At 39.1% G+C, this 17,749-nt stretch carries 19 protein-coding genes and 1 pseudogene (1 of these 20 running past the window's edge); 18 read left to right on the plus strand and 2 right to left on the minus strand.

What is annotated here, in order from left to right:
- Nucleotides 1–35: 35 nt before the first annotated feature.
- Entirely contained in the window at nucleotides 36–1,193 is a 1,158-nt protein-coding gene (locus WDJ61_RS02225) for a dicarboxylate/amino acid:cation symporter (RefSeq protein ID WP_338752854.1), read from the minus strand.
- A gap of 263 nt (nucleotides 1,194–1,456) precedes the next feature.
- Between WDJ61_RS02225 and WDJ61_RS02230 the strand changes: the two genes are divergently transcribed.
- The 8 genes from WDJ61_RS02230 to WDJ61_RS02265 all read left to right on the plus strand — a co-directional run bounded on the left by WDJ61_RS02230 (nucleotide 1,457) and on the right by WDJ61_RS02265 (nucleotide 9,847).
- Entirely contained in the window at nucleotides 1,457–2,512 is a 1,056-nt protein-coding gene (locus WDJ61_RS02230; protein WP_338752856.1) for a D-alanine--D-alanine ligase, read from the plus strand.
- A gap of 17 nt (nucleotides 2,513–2,529) precedes the next feature.
- Nucleotides 2,530–3,909, plus strand: coding sequence for a UDP-N-acetylmuramoyl-tripeptide--D-alanyl-D-alanine ligase (locus WDJ61_RS02235; RefSeq protein ID WP_338752858.1), 1,380 nt, complete (start codon nucleotides 2,530–2,532; stop codon nucleotides 3,907–3,909).
- Between the two features lie 94 nt (nucleotides 3,910–4,003).
- Complete coding sequence (locus WDJ61_RS02240) at nucleotides 4,004–4,768, plus strand: alpha/beta hydrolase (RefSeq protein ID WP_338752860.1); 765 nt, start codon at nucleotides 4,004–4,006, stop codon at nucleotides 4,766–4,768.
- 113 nt (nucleotides 4,769–4,881) lie between these two features.
- Nucleotides 4,882–6,342 (plus strand): DEAD/DEAH box helicase, encoded by a 1,461-nt coding sequence (locus WDJ61_RS02245; RefSeq protein WP_338752862.1) that lies wholly within the window; start codon nucleotides 4,882–4,884, stop codon nucleotides 6,340–6,342.
- A gap of 110 nt (nucleotides 6,343–6,452) precedes the next feature.
- A complete protein-coding gene (locus WDJ61_RS02250) occupies nucleotides 6,453–6,929 on the plus strand; it encodes a PH domain-containing protein (protein WP_338752864.1) in 477 nt (158 codons plus the stop codon).
- Nucleotides 6,922–8,382, plus strand: a complete 1,461-nt coding sequence (locus WDJ61_RS02255; protein ID WP_338752866.1) for a PH domain-containing protein — start codon at nucleotides 6,922–6,924, stop codon at nucleotides 8,380–8,382. The genes WDJ61_RS02250 and WDJ61_RS02255 overlap by 8 nt, the downstream gene beginning before the upstream one ends.
- Before the next feature lie 14 nt (nucleotides 8,383–8,396).
- Nucleotides 8,397–8,747, plus strand: coding sequence for a holo-ACP synthase (gene acpS / locus WDJ61_RS02260; RefSeq protein ID WP_338752868.1), 351 nt, complete (start codon nucleotides 8,397–8,399; stop codon nucleotides 8,745–8,747).
- 83 nt (nucleotides 8,748–8,830) lie between these two features.
- A complete protein-coding gene (locus WDJ61_RS02265) occupies nucleotides 8,831–9,847 on the plus strand; it encodes an outer membrane lipoprotein carrier protein LolA (protein ID WP_338752870.1) in 1,017 nt (338 codons plus the stop codon).
- Between the two features lie 140 nt (nucleotides 9,848–9,987).
- Here WDJ61_RS02265 and WDJ61_RS02270 read toward each other — a convergent pair whose 3' ends face one another.
- Nucleotides 9,988–10,230: a hypothetical protein gene (locus WDJ61_RS02270; protein ID WP_338752872.1), complete on the minus strand. Its 243-nt coding sequence runs from the start codon at nucleotides 10,228–10,230 to the stop codon at nucleotides 9,988–9,990.
- 287 nt (nucleotides 10,231–10,517) lie between these two features.
- Here WDJ61_RS02270 and alr point away from each other — a divergent pair, with 287 nt between their 5' ends.
- From alr to WDJ61_RS02320, 10 genes and pseudogenes are all read left to right on the plus strand, one after another.
- Nucleotides 10,518–11,678 (plus strand): alanine racemase, encoded by a 1,161-nt coding sequence (gene alr, locus WDJ61_RS02275; protein ID WP_338752873.1) that lies wholly within the window; start codon nucleotides 10,518–10,520, stop codon nucleotides 11,676–11,678.
- A gap of 168 nt (nucleotides 11,679–11,846) precedes the next feature.
- A complete protein-coding gene (locus tag WDJ61_RS02280; RefSeq protein ID WP_338752874.1) occupies nucleotides 11,847–12,128 on the plus strand; it encodes a CopG family ribbon-helix-helix protein in 282 nt (93 codons plus the stop codon).
- A gap of 5 nt (nucleotides 12,129–12,133) precedes the next feature.
- A complete protein-coding gene (locus WDJ61_RS02285) occupies nucleotides 12,134–12,484 on the plus strand; it encodes a type II toxin-antitoxin system PemK/MazF family toxin (RefSeq protein ID WP_094835974.1) in 351 nt (116 codons plus the stop codon).
- 168 nt (nucleotides 12,485–12,652) lie between these two features.
- Nucleotides 12,653–12,859 (plus strand): annotated as a pseudogene (locus WDJ61_RS02290) (STAS domain-containing protein); the annotation flags it as partial.
- 3 nt (nucleotides 12,860–12,862) lie between these two features.
- Nucleotides 12,863–13,258, plus strand: a complete 396-nt coding sequence (locus WDJ61_RS02295; RefSeq protein WP_338752876.1) for an anti-sigma regulatory factor — start codon at nucleotides 12,863–12,865, stop codon at nucleotides 13,256–13,258.
- 10 nt (nucleotides 13,259–13,268) lie between these two features.
- On the plus strand, nucleotides 13,269–14,279 hold the full coding sequence (locus WDJ61_RS02300; RefSeq protein WP_338752878.1) for a PP2C family protein-serine/threonine phosphatase: 1,011 nt from the start codon (nucleotides 13,269–13,271) through the stop codon (nucleotides 14,277–14,279).
- A gap of 79 nt (nucleotides 14,280–14,358) precedes the next feature.
- Entirely contained in the window at nucleotides 14,359–14,685 is a 327-nt protein-coding gene (locus tag WDJ61_RS02305; RefSeq protein WP_338752880.1) for an STAS domain-containing protein, read from the plus strand.
- Nucleotides 14,686–14,687: 2 nt separating this feature from the next.
- Nucleotides 14,688–15,155 (plus strand): anti-sigma B factor RsbW, encoded by a 468-nt coding sequence (gene rsbW / locus WDJ61_RS02310; RefSeq protein WP_338752881.1) that lies wholly within the window; start codon nucleotides 14,688–14,690, stop codon nucleotides 15,153–15,155.
- Nucleotides 15,133–15,927: an RNA polymerase sigma factor SigB gene (sigB, locus tag WDJ61_RS02315; protein ID WP_338752882.1), complete on the plus strand. Its 795-nt coding sequence runs from the start codon at nucleotides 15,133–15,135 to the stop codon at nucleotides 15,925–15,927. The genes rsbW and sigB overlap by 23 nt, the downstream gene beginning before the upstream one ends.
- Nucleotides 15,928–16,057: 130 nt before the next feature.
- On the plus strand, nucleotides 16,058–17,749 hold the 5' portion of the coding sequence (locus WDJ61_RS02320; RefSeq protein ID WP_338752883.1) for a Tex family protein. The gene runs 489 nt beyond the window's last position; the window shows 1,692 of its 2,181 coding nt (coding positions 1–1,692); the start codon lies at nucleotides 16,058–16,060; the stop codon falls past the right edge of the window.

The raw sequence follows: 17,749 nt of genomic DNA on the forward strand, positions 1-17,749 counted from the left end.
AATCCCCGGATCAATCATAGTATCCGGGGATTTTGTTATGCGCTTTTATTCAGTTTATCAACAATTGCTGTAATCGCACCGTCTCCAGTGACATTACAAGCTGTACCAAAACTATCTTGAGCTAGATATAGAGCAATCATTAAAGAGATCATAGTCGAGTCAAAACCAAGCATTGAGCCAAGTAGTCCAGTGGCAGCCATTACAGCACCACCTGGAACACCTGGAGCTGCAATCATTGTGATCCCTAGCATTAAAATGAATGGTAACATAGTGCTAAATGTGTAGGTTTGTCCTTGAATCAGCATAACAGCCATGGCACAACTGACGAGTGTAATCGTGCTTCCAGAAAGGTGAATCGTTGCTAGTAATGGAACAGAAAAGTCAGCGATTTGCTCTTTTACCCCGATTTTTTTCGAACGTTCGAGTGTCACTGGGATAGCTGAAGCAGAAGATTGTGTACCCAGTGCTGTAAAGTAAGCAGGAGCCATCGTTTTGACCATCTTGAATGGGTTTTGCTTTCTTAATGTGCCAGCAATAGAGTACTGAACGAATAAATAAATAATATGAAGAATAATAATCATGATAAATACTTTTGCAAAGACGCTCATAATTGCGCTAACTTGTCCACCTTGAGTCATATTAGCAAAAATACCGAAAATATGAATAGGTAAAAGTGGAATAATGGCTTTTTCAATGATTAATTCGACAATTGAGCGAAACTCATTCATCGCATGTGCTAATGTGTTGCCTTTTATTGCAGCAATGCCGAGTCCAAGCAGAAAAGCAAGTAAAAGAGCCGTCATAATATCCATAATAGGTGGCATTTCTACGACGAAATAACCTTCTAATAGAGCTTTTGATGGATCACTAAAAGCTTGTGAAGCTTGATTAGTCAACATCATAGGGTAGACAGTTTGGGCTGTGAAGAAGGCAAGTAATCCTGCTCCAATTGTTGAAAGATAGGCAATAGCTGTTGTCATCCCTAACAATTTACCAGCCCCTTTGCCAATTGCTCCAATTCCAGGCGCGATAAAGCCGATGATGATGAGTGGAATAACAAAATTTAAGAAATTCCCAAATAATCCGTTGAACGTAGCAAACACTCTTATGAACCAGTCAGGAGCTAAGGTGCCTGCAATGATACCTGCCGCAATCGCTAAAATAATTTTAGGCAGTAAACCAAAGCGTTTCATGTTGTGTCCTCCCGAAGAATACATTTGTTTTTGATAAGTGGATTATACATGGCTTTGAGAAGAAAGTTAATAGGTAAATAATATAAAAGATAATTCGGAAAAATTACGCTTGCACTCGCGAATTTGGTGGTTTTTAAATGAGTGGAAGGTTGATTACAAGATAATAGAGAGAATAGTATTAGGGAATTATTGTTTTTCTTTAATGAAAGCATGGTAAAATAGAAAACAAGGAAGTTCTTTTATATATTTATCAGGAGGTTACTATGAGAACAAAATTATGTTTATTATATGGAGGCAAATCCGCTGAACATCAGGTGTCGTTACATACGGCAAAGGCAGTGATAGGCGCCCTCGATTTAAATAAATTTAATATTTACCCAATATATATAACAATTGATGGTACTTGGATTGAAGGAGAGCAGTTAACCGCTCCAGTAGAGGATATTTCCGCTTTGCAATTTTCTAAAGGAGAAACATCTGCTGTTATCACAAACAGTCTGTCTTCTAGAAAATATGATGTGATCTTCCCACTTTTGCACGGACCAAACGGGGAAGATGGAACGATACAAGGATTGCTTGAAGCTATGAACCTTCCTTATGTTGGGAATGGTGTGTTGTCATCTTCAGCAGGCATGGATAAAGTCATTATGAAAAATATTTTTGCACAAGCGGGGCTCCCACAAGTCAATTATGTGTGGTTTATTCGTAAAGTATGGCAAGAAAATAAAGAGGCTGCTTATGAGCAAGTTGAGCAGGAACTTGGTTATCCATGCTTTGTAAAACCTGCTAATTTAGGATCAAGCGTTGGAATTAGTAAATGTACAAATCGTAATGAACTCGATCAAGCGTTTGAAGAAGCTTTTCAATTTGACCGCAAAATTATTATTGAAGAAGGGGTCGTTGCTCGCGAGGTGGAAGTTGGAGTACTTGGCAATGATGATCCTCAATGCTCAGTCATCGGAGAAATTGTGCCGAAAAAAGACTTCTATGATTACAAGGCGAAATATGAAGATGGAAATACAGCTTTGATTATCCCTGCCGAAATGCCAGAAGATATTCAAAAACAAATGAAGGAAATGGCGATTACTTCCTTCCGTTCTTTGGATTGTTCTGGTCTTGTTAGGGCAGACTTCTTCTTAAAGGAAAATGGAGAATTGCTCATCAATGAAGTAAATACAATGCCAGGTTTTACTCCTTTTAGTATGTTTCCGCTGCTATGGAAACATACAGGAGTTGAGTACCCTCAGCTGATCGAGAAATTGATTGAACTTGCTATAGAACGATATACAGAGAAACAGCAAATTAAATATACTTTTTAAAGGTGGACATTCATTTCATGATTCGAAAGACCATAGAACAACTGTTGAATATGATGAAAGTGGAAAATGACCCGACACTTTTTAAAGACCGGGTGATTGAAGGGGTGGCAATTGACTCACGGAAAGCAGTCAATGGTCAGTTATTTGTACCGTTCAAAGGTGAGCATACTGACGGCCATAAATATGTAAGGCAAGCAATTGAACAAGGAGCGGGTGCAGCTTTGTGGCAAAAGGATGTGCCCAATCCACCTGAGGGTTTGCCCATTCTTATTGTAGAAGATACGCTGATTGCTCTTCAGCAGTTAGCGAAAGCTTATCGCAATGAACTTTCGATTAAAGTAGTCGGCATTACAGGAAGCAATGGGAAAACAACAACAAAGGATATGATCACGAGCCTTTTATCATTAAAATATAAAGTACAAAAAACAGAAGGTAACTATAACAATCATATTGGTCTTCCTTTAACAATTTTGTCATTAAGTCACGAAACCGAAATTGCTGTTCTAGAGATGGGGATGAGCAGTAAAGGTGAAATTGAGTTATTAACGAAGTTAGCTGCTCCAGATGTCGCTGTGATTACAAATATTGGTGAATCTCATTTGCAAGATCTTGGTTCAAGAGAAGCAATTGCTGAGGCGAAGTTGGAAATTGTAAGTGGATTATCGGAAAGCGGATGCTTGATTTACTATGGAGATGAGCCGCTGTTAAAAGAATCTATAGAGAACATGGAGACTCTTCAGACGAAAACATTTGGCTTTGAAGAAAGCGATGATTTATACCCGCTAACAGTTGAAGCATTACAAACAGGTAACCGCTTTATGATCAATGCAGCTCCAGGCATCGAGTTTGTTTTGCCGGTCCTTGGTCGTCATAATGTATCGAATGCGATGGCTGCTATGCTCGTTGCACACGAAATGGGTATTGATTATAAAGAAATGCAAGCTGGTTTAGAGTCTGTTGAATTAACAAAGATGCGAATGGAGTGGGTCGAGGGCGTTCGTGGGGTGAAACTCATTAATGATACGTATAATGCTAGTCCAACTTCAATGAAGGCTGCTATTGAACTAACAGCACAAATGCCTGATTTTGAAAAGAAAATATTAGTTCTTGGTGATATGTTAGAACTTGGCTTAGATGAGGAGCTGTTTCACTATCAAGTAGGTCAAACGGTAGATGGAGAAGCAATTAATTATCTCTTTACATTTGGACGGTTAGGTCAATTCATCGCAGCTGGTGCGAAAAATTCGCTCGGTGAAGATCGTATTTTTGCTTTTACCGATAAGCAAGAGTTAATTGAGAAATTATCATCTATTCTTATAGGCGGAGAGTTAATTACAGTCAAGGCATCAAGAGGAATGAAGCTAGAGGAAGTTGTTGAAGCTTTGGCTAGCGAGTGAATGGAAAAACATCGAGGTAAGAAAGCTTCCTCGATGTTTTTGGTTCATCCACTTAAACGGAAACTTATCACACCTTATTATGATGTAGCATTGTATGAATAAAAGCTGTTTATTTAACCACAATAATGATGAACGAACAAAAAGAACAGGTGAGAATATGATCGGTTGTTTATGTATTCATGGCTTTACTGGTTCCCCTTATGAAGTAGAACCACTCGTGAATTACTTAAAAGAGAAGACGGATTGGAAAATTGTTGCGCCTACTTTGCCTGGTCATGGAGAGACGCTTAGTTTAAAAGGTGTGACTTATCAACAATGGCTTGAGCATGCAGAGAAAGAATTACAAATGCTTTTATCTCAGTGCGAACAAGTGTATATTGTTGGTTTTTCAATGGGTGGACTTATTTCAGTGTATTTAGCAGAAAGATATCCGGTAGAAAAGCTTATATTATTGAGCGCAGCTGCCAAATATATTAATGTCAGGCAATTGATTACCGATATATGTGAGATGCTGAAGGATGCCAAAAATGGTCAATTGCTCAAAAATGAGTTGTTTTTACGTTATAAAGGTAAAGTATTTTCTACGCCGTTGTCAGCCACGCAACAATTTAGGAAAATGGTCAAGCAGGTCACACCACTTATTGAAAAAATTAACGTGCCTACCTTCATCGCACAAGGTCTTGCTGATGGAATCGTACCTCCAAAAAGTGCTGATTTTATTTATCAAAAGATTTCTTCCACCGACAAAGAGATTTATTATTCAAAAACAGCTAAGCATCATATTTGTCATACAGGTGACAAAGAAGAATTGTTTAATAAGATCTTTACTTTTTTAAATAGAAGTAGTAAAGTTAGTTAAATATCCATTGAAATTGATTAATGCAGATGGTATGATGACAATAACTCTTACTCTTCTCATGAAGAGTATTTTTTGTGTGATACGGTAGCTGAAATAGAAGGAGAAGAAAACTATTGACGAAATTTAAAGATTTGAATTTAAGTGAAGCCACTTTAAAGGCTATTGATAAAATGGGATTTGAAGAAGCAACACCTATCCAAGCGGCGACGATTCCAGTAGGACTTGAAGGTAGAGATATTATCGGTCAAGCTCAAACAGGTACAGGTAAAACGACGGCTTTTGGTATTCCAATGATCGAAAAAATCGATACACATAACAATTCGATCCAAGGTTTAATTATTGCTCCTACACGAGAACTAGCGATTCAAGTTTCTGAAGAGCTATACAAGATCGGTGGAGGCAAGCGCGTAGGTATTTTAGCAGTATATGGTGGACAAGATATTCAACGTCAAATTCGTGCGTTGAAAAAACGTCCACATATTATCGTAGGTACACCTGGACGGATTTTAGATCATATTAATCGCAAGACGTTAAAGTTAGATCATTTGCAAACTCTAGTATTAGATGAAGCGGATGAAATGTTAAATATGGGCTTCATTCAAGATATTGAAGCTATTCTTTCTCACGTGCCAACTGAACGTCAAACATTGTTGTTCTCGGCAACAATGCCTAAGCAAATCCGTGCGATAGCTGAAAGATTTATGAATGAACCTGAAACGATTCGTGTGAAAATGAAAGAAATGACGGTTTCAAACATTGATCAATACTTTGTCAAAGTACAACAACGTGATAAATTCGACGTACTTTCCCGTTTGATTGATGTTCATTCTCCAGAACTGGCAATCATTTTCGGCAGAACGAAGCGACGCGTAGATGAATTAGCGAATGCTTTAAGTCTTCGTGGTTATCAAGCAGAAGGTATCCATGGTGATTTAAGCCAAGCTAAGCGTTTAACAGTATTGAAGCGTTTTAAAGAAGGAAAAATCGATGTTCTTGTAGCGACAGACGTAGCGGCTCGCGGCTTAGATATTTCTGGCGTTACACATGTATATAATTATGATATCCCTCAAGACCCAGAAAGTTATGTACACCGCATTGGTCGTACAGGACGTGCTGGAAAAGAAGGAATGGCTGTTACTTTTGTTGAACCAAGAGAAATGAGCTATTTAAAAGAAGTAGAAAGAACAACGAAGAAACGCATGACACCAATGACAGCCCCTACTTGGGATGATGCACTAATCGGTCAACAGCGTGCAGCAGTAACTGAATTGGAAGAAAGTGTAGCTAAAAACGATCTTTCACAATACAAAACATTTGCGAAAGATCTTCTAGATCAATATGATGCTGAGCAACTAGTAGCTGCTGCACTTAAATTAATTACGAAAGAACCAGATCGTACACCGGTACGCATTACAAGTGAAGCGTCTCTTCCTCAAAAGAGAGATAGCTTCCGTTCGAAAAATGCGAACCCTAGAAAATCCAACGGTAATCGTCAAGGAAACCGTTCATCTAGCAACAATCGTTCTTACAATAGAGACCGCAAAAATACAAGAAGAAAATTTTCTTCTCAATAATATTTGACAAAAAGCACAGGGTATTCCTGTGCTTTTTTTTACCATAAATGAAACTTTTGTTCGAACATAACCGTTAAATAGTAAAAAGCAAAAAAGGTCGTGAGTGGTAGATGATAGAACCTAGAAAGAGAATCTCGAAAAAAGCTCTGACAGTATGGAGAATATCAGGAATAATCAATACACTAATTGTTTGGTTGTTGTTGATTGGAGGCGGAGTGTTCACCTTTATGAAAGATGGTCCGTTATGGGTGATAGGAGTATTAGTTTTAACAGGAGTGTTGACGATCTATCTTTGCGTTTATCTCCTGCCGAAGTTGCGCTGGAACCGTTGGAGATATGATGTGAGAGAGCAGGAAATTGAATTGCAACATGGAGTGGTGATCACTCGACGAACGTTAATTCCGATGATTCGTGTGCAGCATGTTGATACAGAACAAGGCCCTATTTTAAGAAAGTATGGCTTAGCGGGGATCACAATTTCAACAGCAGCAACCATTCATGAAATTCCAGCTGTTGAGATGGAGGAAGCGGAAGAAATGCGGAAAATGATTTCTGCTTTGGCAAGGGTGGCGACAGAAGATGTCTAAACCGAAACGACTTCATCCGATCGCAGCCGTATCGAATGTTTTGAAGGAATTAAAAAGTATTTTTTTACCATTAATTATCATTTTTTTTGTGAATAATAAGCCAAAAACCGAAATTTGGGACTATCTCCCAATGATCGGGGTGGGTGTGTTAATTTTATTTTTATTTGTAAGTGGAGTGGTTAAATGGCTGCGCTTTACTTATTGGGTAGAAGAAGGGGAATTAAGAATTGAACACGGTCTTTTTGTCAAAAAAAAGCGTTACATACCGATGGAGCGTATTCAAAGTCTAGATATCTCAGAAGGAATTCTGCAGCAGATGTTTGGTTTAGTGAAGTTGACCATTGAAACGGCTGGCTCTAGTGACCCGATGAAGTCTGAAGCGGAACTAACCGCTATCACAAAAGAAGAGGCCACTGCTCTGAAAGAAATCATTAGCCGTGAGAAAAACAGATCAAGTGATGAAGTAGAACAACAGGATGAAATGGAAGAAGTACAGGAAACAGCCGCAGTGGTTTATAAGGCAAATTTATCGGAACTGCTATTATTAGCAGCTACTTCTGGCGGTGTAGGGGTAGTGATTTCTGCTGTGGTCGCTTTCTTGTCTCAGTTTGATGAACTGATCCCTTATGAAAAAATATTTGAAGAGGCTTCTCGTTTTATTGAATATGGAGTGGTCTTCGTTTCTATTGTTGTGTGTATTGTTTTATTTATTGCCTGGATCATTTCTGTTGTTTTAACTTTGTTAAAGTATCATGACTTTACATTAGAAATGAATGATGAACATATTGTGATTCAAAGAGGACTGCTTGAAAAACGACAAATAACAATCCCTTTCAGTCGTATTCAGGGCATCACAATTGTAGAAAACCCTCTTCGTCAGCTTGCTGGCTATTGTTCCGTTCAGCTTGAAAGTGCGGGAGGAGCAGCTCCTACTGAAGAAAGTGCCCGCATCATTTTGCTTCCGATGATCAAAAAAAAATCTGCCCTTTATTTGTTGAAGGATATTTTCCCGAATTACTCTTTCACTGATCAATTTTGTTCAGCTCCAAAACAAGCTGTGAGAAGATATGTCTTGAGAAAAAGTTATTATGTCATCTTGCCAATCATGGGAGTGAGTTGGTATTTCTGGCCCGACGGTTTATGGTCTAGTGCATTGTTATTGCTTGCTGTAGCTTATGGAGTGAGTTGTTATCGAGCAGCTGGATGGCTATTAATTGAAGATCAGTTAACGATTCGGTATCGGCGTTTGAGCAGATGTACGGTAATGATGAAGAAGTCGTACATACAATCGGTAGACCTCACTCAAACACCTTGGCAAAAAAAGAAGAAGTTAGCCACTTTTTCCGCTGTGATCAAAAGTGGAGCTGCAGGGAAAAAAGCTAAAATGATAGATGCGTCAATAGCTGATGCACAGAGTGTGTATCAATGGTATAAAAGAGACAATAAAAAATAAATGTAGGTGAAGAAATGATACAAGGAATCGGTATGGATATTGTGGAGATATCACGAATTCAACAACTTATAGAAAGACAGCCGAAATTTCTTGAGCGAATATTAACAGTAGCTGAACGAGAAGTGTTTGAAAGCCGGAGTGGCCAACGAAAATTTGAATACGCAGCTGGTCGCTTTGCTGCTAAAGAGGCTTTTGCTAAAGCATATGGGACGGGGATAGGTAAGGAGCTATCCTTTCAAACCATCGAGACAGCCACTGACCATCGAGGAAAACCATATATTAAGACACCGTTTTCTGAAGGTGTTCATTTATCTATTACACATAGTAGGGAGTTTGCTGCTGCCCAAGTGGTTATTGAAAAATAGACAATCTCATTTCCTTCCTTTCGCAACAATCATAATCTGAATGGTTGTCTCATATATTTTAGTGCGAAAGGGGTTGTGAAACCATGAGGAATAGAAGGCTAGTTTGGCTTATGTGCTTGTTTGCTTTAGTCATTCTTTCAGCCTGTGGGGCAAAATCAAAAGAGGAGGTAACGGCAGACTTAAACGAAAAAGCGGAAGAAGTGGTCGGTTATAAAGCGAAGGCGAAAATGACTTTGCAAGCTGGGGAAGAAAAACAAATATACAATGTGGACATTTGGAATCGAGAACACCAGTTTTACCGAGTGGCATTATCGACTGATAAAAAGGATCAAAGTCAAATGATTTTAAAAAATGAAACAGGTGTTTATGTATTAACTCCGGCATTGAATAAAAGTTTCAAATTCCAAAGTGATTGGCCGAGAAATAGTAGTCAAGCTTATTTGTACGAGTCGTTAGTGAAAGATATTCTAGCAGATAAAGAGGCTACCTTTAAAGAAACAGATCAGCATTTCGTATTTGAAACAAAAACTAGGTATCCAAACAGTCATATGTTACCTTTTCAAGAAATCAGGTTTAAAAAGAAGGATTTAACCCCTGTCTCTGTTAAAGTCATGGATCCTGATCGCAAACCACTCGTCGTTGTAGAATTTTCAAAGATGGAGTTTGATGCGAAAATCGACAAAGAATCTTTTGATGTTAAGAAGAACATGACAGGTGCACAGTTAGAAATGCCGGTAATCGCTCAACCAGAAAATAAAGAGTTAGCCGTTCATTATCCTGATGGAGAAATTACAGGAAGCAGCCTATTAGAAGAAAATGAGATAGTGACATCGAATGGTACAAGGGTTGTTCTTACGTATGGGGGAGATAAATCTTTCACTATTGTTCAGGAAAAAGCAGAAGTGCTTCCAACTGCTTCGATGCAAGTTAATGCAGTGAATGGAGAAGTAGTAGACCTTGGAAGCTCCTTTGGTGTAGCATCCGATCATTCTCTCTCTTGGTCATATCAAGGTGTAGACTTCATGTTGGCTTCTAAAGATCTATCAAAAGGTGAAATGATTGAAGTAGCACGCTCGATGAAAATGGCAATGGAGAAATAAATAATGAGGCAAATCCTAAAAAACATGGAAGGCCAGCTATGGGAAGGAACGGAGTCAGCGTTCCTTTTTTCTTTGTCTAGCTGCAGGCCCCAGCGACTAGTGGATTTCCACAATCCTCCTTGCGATAAGTCAACATCGATTCATCGGCGTTCATCGTGTTGTCTAGCTTCGCCAACTAGCCGCTCGAGGGTCATAAGCCAAACATCCTGCGGAAGGAAAAAACGCCTTCCTACGGATGTTCGTCTTATGCTTGTCGCGGCTGAACAAGTTGGCTCCGCATTTCGCTTTCCTTTATCTCGTGCGGATCGCTCCAATCCATACGTCGCTAAACGGCGCCTTCCGCTTTTCGATTGTCCAGCTACAGCGACCAGACTCTCGGACATAAGCCACCCAGCCTGTGTGGCAAAGAACGCCACTTCGGCAGTTCGTCTTATGTCGGTCGAGTCTAAACGGTCGTTTCCGCTTTTCGTTGTTGTCTAGCTCCGTCTCCTAGCCACTCGAGTCAAATAACCTGCCGCTTACAAGGTTGTCGCCTTTTCAGCGTCAGAACATTTGCTTGTCGTGTTTGAACAGTCGACTTCGCTTTTCGGTGTTGACATGGGTGGGTTTATGTTTAAAATTAAGAATTGTATAAAATCGTGAACAAACATCGGAAAGAAGGAGACGTCGAGTGGGGACTGATAGGGGCTTTTATCGAGATACTTGGGCAGAAATAAATTTGGATCATATTGACTATAATGTGAAAGAGGCGTTAAAGTTGCTTCCTGCGAGTGAACAGTTGTTTGCAGTTGTGAAAGCAAATGCATATGGTCATGGGGATGTACCAGTGGCTGAGGCGGCTGTTCGAGCAGGGGCTCATGGTTTAACTGTTGCCTTTTTGGATGAAGCTTTATCTTTAACAAAATCAAAGATGAAAGTACCAATTTTGGTGTTAGGGGCTAGTAGACCGGCTGATGCTGCTTTGGCAGCTGAACATAATATTTCACTGACTGTTTATCAATTAGAATGGCTTCAAGAAGCAGAGAAGCATTTATCTAGTGATCAAGTATTAAAAGTTCATATTAAATGTGATACAGGTATGGGGAGACTAGGAGTGAAAACGGTCGAGGGGTTGCAAGGGATGGTCTCTTTTATTCATCAATCACCTCGGTTTACATTTGAAGGTATCTTTACACACTTTGCAACGGCTGATGAGCTTGATACAACGTATTTTGATCAACAATTAGCTTGTTTTAATGCAATGGTTGAATCATTGGAGGAAAAGCCGCCTTACATTCATTGTGCCAACAGCGCCACTACTTTACGGTGTGAAAAAGCTTATTTTAATACGGTTCGTTTAGGAATTTCTATGTATGGCTTATCCCCTTCGAAAGAAATGAAAACCGTTTTACCTTTTTCTTTAAAGCAAGCTTTCTCTCTTCACACTAAAATTGTCCATATAAAAAAAATCCAAAAAGGCGAAAAAGTAAGCTATGGTGCTACGTATGAAGCGCAAGAGGAAGAATGGATTGCCACTTTGCCTATCGGCTATGCAGACGGTTGGATTAGGAAGCTTCAAGGTCAACATATGCTTGTAGAAGGGGAGAGAGTTCCGATTGTGGGACGGATTTGTATGGATCAATGTATGATTCGATTGTCTAGCGAAAAGCCTCTAGGTACGATTGTTACTCTAATTGGTAAACAAGGAAATGAAGAAATTTCCATGGATGAAATTGCTGATCAATTGGAGACAATTAACTATGAAGTGCCTTGTGTGATTACCGCGCGTGTGCCAAGAGTATATAGACAACAGGGGAAGGTTGTTCAAGTAATTAATCCATTACTAGGATAACATTTTGTGTGTAGGTTACAGGAGGATTGAGAAGTTTCGAGGAATTTCTGCATTTGTTTTAAGAAATTAGCAGGAATTTGGATTTCGTCTTCCATCGAGGATGAAAAAATGTTATTATAAAGTTGGCAGTTAAGGAGACGGGTGTAGTGATTGGTGGAGGTGTAGTTCGTGTCTGAATCTAGCGCAACAACAGAGGTGTCTATTCGCTTACCGCAACAATTTGTGAAAGAATTAGACAGTTTTGCAGAGCAAGAAAATATTAACCGCAGTGAGTTTATCTACAGAGCAACGAAAATGTATCTTCGTGAGAGAAAGAAGCGTCAAATCACAGAATCGATGAGACGTGGTTACATGGAAATGGCGAAGATCAACTTAGCTATTGCCTCTGAAGCGATGCAAGCGGAGTATGAAGCAGGCAATACTGTAGAACGTTTAGTAAGTGGAGGATAATCCGTGTGATAGTTAAACGTGGTGACGTATATTTCGCAGACCTGTCCCCTGTTGTTGGTTCAGAGCAAGGCGGAATGAGGCCTGTGCTAGTGGTTCAAAACGACATTGGGAATCGGTTCAGTCCCACTATTATTGTTGCTGCTATAACAGCGCAAATTCAAAAAGCTAAGTTGCCTACACATGTTGAAATTGACGCAAAGCGTTATGGCTTTGAACGAGATTCCGTTATTCTTCTCGAACAAATTCGAACGATCGATAAACAAAGATTAACGGACAAAATTACTCAGCTTGATGAAGAAATGATGGAAAAAGTAGATGATGCCTTGCAAATTAGTTTAGGCCTTATTCAATTTTAGAAAGACGTTTACTAGAGTAGTCTAGTAAGCGTCTTATTTTTTTGTAGAAGGTTAACATACTTGTTCTGCTTTTTAGAGGTGGTAATGGTAAGAAGGCTTCTGCTTTTTAATTAGTCCAATAAACATTATAATAATATTTAGTATGAAATGCGTGGTAGAGGGGTTGTCATTGATTTTATTGATTCTTTCATCGTGAAAGTCCTTGGAGATGTCATTAGCGTATCTAAGCTGATGGGAGTAAAAGTAGTTGTTACAGGTATTCAGCCTGCTGTTGCTATTATCTTAATTGAATTAGGGATTCGTCTCGAAGATATCTTGACCGCTCTTGATTTAGAAAAAGGTTTGGAGAAACTTCAACAGGAATTGGAGGACTAATCTATGGATTCTAGCGTCAAGATTATAAGTGAATGGGACATTGTAACGGCAAGACAGCTCGGGAGAAATATGGCCAAAGCTCTTGGCTTTGGTACAGTAGATCAAGCTCGAATTACAACTGCAATTAGTGAGCTAGCCCGAAATATTTATTTGTATGCAGGAGAAGGGGATGTTCGGATAGAAAAAACAGAAGCAGTGGGCAAAGTTGGTTTAGTGATTATATCAAATGATCAAGGGCCTGGAATTACGGATATTCGAAAAGTGATGGAGGATGGATTTTCCACCTCAGGAGGGCTTGGAGCTGGTTTGCCAGGTGTGAAACGACTGATGGATGAATTTTTAATTGAGTCAAATCCAGGAGAAGGAACGTTAATTAAAGCAATCAAGTGGCTCCGTTAGGAGGGCAAACATGGAGTTTAAAGAAAGCATTCAGGAAAAATATAAAGAGATTCTAGAAAGCTATATAAAAGAACAAGATGAACATGCTCTATACTTAAGTCAAAAATTCAGCAGACAGGCGATCAAACATAAAATATCCCCTGAAGAAATGATCAGCATTCATAAAACAGCCATAATGGAGTTAGAGTCTAACATTCCTCAGCCTGTTCTTCTCGCTTTCGATATCCTGTTAGAGGTTATGATTAGCTACGGTTTAGCTTATCGAGAACATCAAAGTTTGCGCACTTTTCAGCAAGAGTTACAGAGTGAAATTGAAGTGGCCGCTAGTATGCAACAAACATTATTAGGTACGCAAATTCCTGCCGTCGCTGCCCTAAATATTGGTGCTATTAGTGTGCCTGCCCGACAAATGAGTGGAGATTATTATCATTTTGTTCATGATGAAAATCATACGGTCAGCGTAGCAATAGCAGATATTATTGGAAAAGGGATTCCGGCTGCTTTGTGTATGTCTATGATTAAATACGCTATGGATAGTTTACCTGAGGGAAGCTTAGAACCAAACCTTGTGTTAGAAAGTCTAAATCGTGTAGTGGAACAAAATGTCGATCCTACGATGTTTATTACAATGTTTTATGGGATGTACAACATGCTCAATCATACCTTTTATTATTCATCAGCAGGTCATGAACCAGGATTCTTTTATAATCATCGAACAAAGAGATTTGAAGAATTATATGCAAAGGGACTAGTGCTCGGTGTGGATAAAAAAACGAAGTATCGCCAGTATAAAAAAAGAGTGGAAGTTGGAGATGTCATTCTCCTGATGTCTGACGGTGTGACAGAGTGTCGAACGAAAGAGGGTTTTATTGAAATTGAGACATTAATTGGCTACATCGAACAATATATCCATTTAGAGGCGCAAGAAATGGCTAACAAGGTATATAGAGATCTAGAATATTTGCAAGAATTCCAATTGCGTGATGATTTTACGTTGATTATTTTAAAACGAGTGCAATAAACATAGGTTTAAAGTGAGTAATATCGGGTAGAAATTTAAGATGTAAAATCGATCATGTCTCCAAGAAGAGGTGGATGAAATGAATATTACTATTAATGTAGAAGAAATGGACGAATTGACAAAGGTGTATATTGCAGGGGAACTTGATGTATATACAGCACCTGAACTGCAAGAAGCTGTTTTTCCGCATGCCAAATCGAATCAAACTTTAATTATTGACTTGACTGAAGTCACCTATTTGGATAGTACTGGTTTAGGGATTTTTGTCGGCTTATTCAAAAGCTTAAATGCAAAGAATGGGACGCTTCAATTAGTTGGGTTATCTGGAAGGCTAAAACGACTGTTTGATATTACAGGACTGTCCGATATTATGAATATTCATTCTGAAGTAGAAGGTGGCGTATAACAATGAAAGATTTTGAATACATCGAGATGAAAATCCCTGCCAAGCCGGAATTTGTAGGGGTGATTAGACTTACATTGTCCGGGATCGCCAGCCGAATGGGTTTTACATATGATGCGATTGAAGATTTAAAAATAGCGACAAGTGAAGCGATTACGAATGCTGTTCAACATGCCTATAAAGACAGTGAGGAGGGAGAAGTGATTGTTGGCTTCGCGTTATATAGTAAACACTTAGAAGTGATGGTAGCAGATCATGGTCAAAGCTTTAACTTCTTAAACACAAAAAAATCTCTAGGTCCATACACTGATCATTCTGTCGAGTTTTTGCGCGAAGGAGGATTGGGGTTATTTCTCATTGAAACATTAATGGATGAGGTGAAAGTTCACCAAAATGAAGGGATTACTTTGTTGATGACAAAGTATCTTGAAGGAGAGCAGGTGGAGAGGGATGTACAAGCCATCTCAACCTAACCAGCAATCCAAAAAACAAACACTTGAATGGATTCAAGTGTATCAACAAAAAAACGATGAAGAAGCACAAGAAAAGCTAGTGAAACATTATCAAGGACTAGTAGAGTCGATTGCTCGGAAATATTCCAAAGGAAAAAGCTATCACGAAGATATTGTCCAAGTGGGAATGATGGGTCTTCTTGGTGCAATTAGAAGATACGATGATTCTTATGGGAAAAGCTTTGAAGCGTTTGCGATCCCGACAATCATAGGGGAAATTAAACGTTTTTTACGAGATAAAACATGGAGTGTACATGTTCCCAGACGGATTAAGGAGCTTGGACCGAAAATTAAGTCGACAGTGGAAGAGTTAACAACAAGCTTGCAACGATCACCAAAAGTAGAGGAAATCGCCCGTCATCTTGAAATATCTGAAGAGGAAGTGCTGGAGGCGATGGAGATGGGAAAAAGTTATCAAGCATTATCTGTAGATCACTCCATTGAAGCCGATTCTGATGGAAGTACAGTCACTCTTCTTGATATCGTTGGCAATCAAGATGAAGGATACGAAAGAGTCGATCAACGCCTCGTTCTTAACAAGGTTCTTCATGTGCTATCTGATCGAGAGCGGCAAATCATTCAATGCACTTACATAGAAAATATGAGTCAAAAGGATACAGGTGAAAAATTAGGTATCTCACAAATGCATGTGTCTCGATTACAGCGAAAAGCCATTAAAAAGCTAAAAGAAGCGATTGAGAAGGAGTCACTCTCAACGGAGCGATTATCCTAATGATTTATTATTACAGTTAACAAGTTAGTAACCTGCTTTAGTAATCGCAGGTTTTTTCTCGTTGTTTAATTTTAGTGTTGAATACTTCAGATCTGTTAAAATAAAGTAATGAAGAAATGGAGGCGAAAGCATGTCTGAAGAAAAGGTTCATGATCGCGAAAGCATTTTAAAGAAAGTCGCTCAAGAAGAAAATATTGAGTTAAAGAAGGTACGTGCCGTTATTTCGTTAATTGAAGAAGGGGCTACAGTACCTTTTATCGCGCGATACCGTAAAGAAATGACGGGAGCTCTAGATGAAGTAGAAATCCGTACCCTTATGAATCGTTATACATATGTACAAAACCTTGTTCAGCGAAAAGAAGAAGTGATTCGCTCGATTGAGGAGCAGGGAAAGCTGACGAAGGAATTAAAAGCTAATACTTTAGCTGCTGATAAAATGCAAGTCGTTGAAGACTTATATCGTCCGTATAAGCAAAAGAGACGGACAAAAGCGTCTATTGCAAAAGAAAAAGGGCTAGAACCATTGGCTGAATGGATGCTATCTTTACCCACTTCACCTACTATTGAAGAAGAAGCAAAAAAATATATTTCAACAGAGAAAGAAGTCGCTTCAATAGAAGAAGCTATCCAAGGAGCGACAGATATTATTGCAGAGACAGTAGCAGATAATGCACAAATTCGAGAATGGATTCGAAAGGAGACGTTCCGTACTAGTGTGATTCAATCTTCTCTGAAAAAAGACGCAGAAGATGAAAAGAACATTTTTGAAATGTACTATTCATATGAAGAGCCAGTAGCTCGGATCGTTCCTCATCGCATCCTTGCTCTAAATCGTGGAGAAAAAGAAGCTGTGTTAAAGGTTGCTATTCAAGCAGATATCGAAAAAATGGTGCGTTATTTAACAAAACAATATATTAAAAATGAACAGAGCTCAGCAGCTGCTTTTGTATGTGATGCATTGCAGGATGCTTACAAACGGTTAATTCAACCTTCTATTGAACGAGAGGTGCGAAATGAATTAACTGAAAAAGCGGAAGATCAAGCCATTCATATTTTTTCAGAAAACTTAAGAAAACTACTTCTCCAGCCGCCATTGAAAGGGAAGACAGTGCTAGGTGTTGATCCGGCCTATCGGACAGGTTGCAAGCTTTCAGCAGTTGATGAAACGGGAAAAGTGCTATACATCGGTGTCATCTACCCCCATCCACCTAAAGCGAAAAGAGCAGAAGCTGAGAAACTATTCAAGCAAATATTAGATCAATACGAAATAGAATTAGTGGCTGTTGGGAATGGAACAGCTTCAAGGGAAACAGAACAATTCGTCGTAGATATGATTAAATCAAGCGAGAAGCCAATCGCTTATATGATTGTCAACGAAGCAGGGGCAAGTGTATATTCAGCGTCAGATATAGCACGTGAAGAATTTCCGGATCTTCAAGTAGAAGAAAGAAGTGCTGTTTCTATTGCTCGCAGACTGCAAGACCCATTAGCTGAATTAGTGAAGATTGATCCGAAATCAGTCGGTGTTGGCCAATACCAGCATGATGTTTCTCAGAAGAAGTTAAATGACTCATTAACCTTTGTCGTCGAAACAGCCGTGAACCAAGTCGGTGTTAATTTAAATACTGCTTCCGCTTCCCTTTTGCAATATGTTGCAGGGCTCAACAAAACCGTAGCCAATAACATTGTTAAATTTAGAGAAGAAAACGGTAAATTTACTCAGCGATCCCAAGTGAAAAAAGTGCCTCGACTTGGAGCGAAAACCTTTGAACAAAGTATAGGCTTTTTGAGAATATTAACAGGAAAAGAAAAGCTTGATCGA

This window comes from Bacillus sp. FJAT-52991, assembly GCF_037201805.1.
GTDB lineage: Bacteria > Bacillota > Bacilli > Bacillales > Domibacillaceae > Bacillus_CE > Bacillus_CE kandeliae.

Excerpts from the sequence above, each read along its gene's own strand:
- WDJ61_RS02225 (WP_338752854.1), bottom strand. The coding sequence starts at position 1,193 with ATGAAACGCTTTGGTTTACTGCCTAAAATTATTTTAGCGATTGCGGCA.
- WDJ61_RS02230 (WP_338752856.1), top strand. The coding sequence starts at position 1,457 with ATGAGAACAAAATTATGTTTATTATATGGAGGCAAATCCGCTGAACAT.
- WDJ61_RS02235 (WP_338752858.1), top strand. The coding sequence starts at position 2,530 with ATGATTCGAAAGACCATAGAACAACTGTTGAATATGATGAAAGTGGAA.
- WDJ61_RS02240 (WP_338752860.1), top strand. The coding sequence starts at position 4,004 with ATGAATAAAAGCTGTTTATTTAACCACAATAATGATGAACGAACAAAA.
- WDJ61_RS02250 (WP_338752864.1), top strand. The coding sequence starts at position 6,453 with ATGATAGAACCTAGAAAGAGAATCTCGAAAAAAGCTCTGACAGTATGG.
- WDJ61_RS02255 (WP_338752866.1), top strand. The coding sequence starts at position 6,922 with ATGTCTAAACCGAAACGACTTCATCCGATCGCAGCCGTATCGAATGTT.
- acpS (WP_338752868.1), top strand. The coding sequence starts at position 8,397 with ATGATACAAGGAATCGGTATGGATATTGTGGAGATATCACGAATTCAA.
- WDJ61_RS02265 (WP_338752870.1), top strand. The coding sequence starts at position 8,831 with ATGAGGAATAGAAGGCTAGTTTGGCTTATGTGCTTGTTTGCTTTAGTC.
- WDJ61_RS02270 (WP_338752872.1), bottom strand. The coding sequence starts at position 10,230 with ATGTCCGAGAGTCTGGTCGCTGTAGCTGGACAATCGAAAAGCGGAAGG.
- WDJ61_RS02295 (WP_338752876.1), top strand. The coding sequence starts at position 12,863 with ATGGATTCTAGCGTCAAGATTATAAGTGAATGGGACATTGTAACGGCA.
- WDJ61_RS02300 (WP_338752878.1), top strand. The coding sequence starts at position 13,269 with ATGGAGTTTAAAGAAAGCATTCAGGAAAAATATAAAGAGATTCTAGAA.
- WDJ61_RS02305 (WP_338752880.1), top strand. The coding sequence starts at position 14,359 with ATGAATATTACTATTAATGTAGAAGAAATGGACGAATTGACAAAGGTG.
- rsbW (WP_338752881.1), top strand. The coding sequence starts at position 14,688 with ATGAAAGATTTTGAATACATCGAGATGAAAATCCCTGCCAAGCCGGAA.
- sigB (WP_338752882.1), top strand. The coding sequence starts at position 15,133 with ATGTACAAGCCATCTCAACCTAACCAGCAATCCAAAAAACAAACACTT.